This window comes from Candidatus Cloacimonadaceae bacterium, assembly GCA_030693415.1.
Taxonomy (GTDB): domain Bacteria; phylum Cloacimonadota; class Cloacimonadia; order Cloacimonadales; family Cloacimonadaceae; genus JAUYAR01.
This window is the reverse complement of the sequence record JAUYAR010000033.1, coordinates 1-1,755: the sequence shown is the minus strand read 5'-3', so window position 1 is coordinate 1,755 and position 1,755 is coordinate 1. Positions and strand designations below refer to the sequence as shown.

General features: G+C 37.8%; 2 protein-coding genes. Both read left to right on the top strand.

Annotated features, from left to right (window positions below):
* Nucleotides 1–549 precede the first annotated feature (549 nt).
* Nucleotides 550–969 carry a transposase gene (locus Q8M98_02350; GenBank protein ID MDP3113596.1) on the top strand — a complete coding sequence of 140 codons (420 nt, stop codon included), beginning with the start codon at nt 550–552 and terminating at the stop codon, nt 967–969.
* 263 nt (nt 970–1,232) lie between these two features.
* The gene (locus Q8M98_02345; GenBank protein ID MDP3113595.1) at nt 1,233–1,649 is read left to right on the top strand and encodes an ATP-binding protein; all 417 of its coding nucleotides are present in this window, start codon (nt 1,233–1,235) and stop codon (nt 1,647–1,649) included.
* The last annotated feature ends 106 nt before the right edge of the window (nt 1,650–1,755 follow it).

Here is a 1,755-nt window from a genome sequence, read left to right as displayed (position 1 = left end):
TTCTCTCTAAACATCAGTAACTCCATATATGCTTATCTAATATGATGCCAATGTATTACTGATGCTGATTCTGTCAAGTAATTTCTCATCATTTATTTAGATACTATTCGTGTCAAGCATGGACTTTTTTCTATGGAGTCTCAATAACGAACTAATAATCTTCTGCTCATCTCTGCTGATATCCAGAGAGCCTAAATACAATATGACAAAACTGCGCGATCCTTTCTCGGTCTTTCTAGACTCGATTAACTGGTAGTAAGTATATACCTTACCGTTACTTGGGTTCGTTGAAACTTTCTTTCTTATAAACATGTCGCCAGGTTATTAAGAGCCGAATATATGTCAAGATTTATTATGGTTACCGTTTTGGTTATTTTTTGCTGTTTTTGGGAAGCGCGCTGTCTATTTATCAATGACTTACGAGCACAAAATTGCAATTTTGACTAATTTCGTGCGAAACTTGGGCTGTGTTCCCATTATGAGAAACATGCATATTATGGTGTCCGCGGGGCTTGCTGCGCGTGGCATCGGCAAAGGATAGATATATTTATGTTGGAAAAATTCTTGCGCAAGCTCTTCGGCGACAAGTCCTCGCAGGATCTGAAACGCTATCACCCCAAAAAGAATGCTAACTGGGTTGAAGTTAATCTCGTAGTCCTTCGAAAGTTCAAGAATGGAAAACAGAAAGGCCGAGACTTCTATCTGCTTTGTGACTTTAACGATAACACTCTTACTGAAGATCAGATTATCAATAAAGCCTACACCAGCTATCGTAAACGTTGGGCTATTGAAGAATCACATCGCCAAATGAAGCAAGATCTGAAGTGGAAAGGTATGCGTCTGGCAAGCTATACCGGGCTCAAGAACCTGAATACGCTTCTTTCTCTGGCTCTGTACTTTATCTACTCATGCAAAGGGCTGATTACAAAACTGGCAGAAGAATATCCAGATCATTACTTTCAAAAGTAAAGACTTATCAAAACCTCCAGTCTTTATATATTATCGCATAGCCGCAGCATTTTCCCTCTGTTTATCCCGACTCACGTTCTACAATACATCCCCTTACAGGTATGATCTCATCGAACCTCTACAGATGATAATTAGGCTGGTTTAAAAAATGGGGGAATGCCACTATAAATGTTTATCTTGACAATTTTGGCTTAAGTTAGAACGCGTTATCCGTTGAGAAAGAACAATTAACTTACAGAATATTATTGTATATGGGAGTTACAATGGACGCTATTATTGAAGCTATTATTGAAGCCTATCCAAGGAAAAAGCTATTTATCGACATATTAACAAAAGATGTAGACGCGGAAGCATGTATTCTTGATTTGATCGACAATTCAGTTGATAGCTACATCATGAAGGATATCCAGGGACGGCGTAGTATTTATCTATCTTTAAGCAAAGAAAAATTCGAAATTCGTGACACTTGCGGTGGTATAGAACTTAACTATCTTAAAAAACATGTTTTCATGTTTGGAGCAGAATCTCTAAAAAGAGAAAAGCCGACTTTAGGATTTTACGGAATCGGGCTTAAGAGATCAATATTTAAATTGGGGAACCGAATAAACATGACAACAGATGATGGCATAAATCGATCTGTTATTGATCTAGTAGAGCGTCCCATATTTAATGTTGCATAGTCTTGGTTTCGGATTATCTTATCTCTTGAGAATACTTATCAAGAGGAGATACACATGGACCCGAGAAGAAAGAGATTACCTTTGGTAGTTGATGCCACTGTTAAAG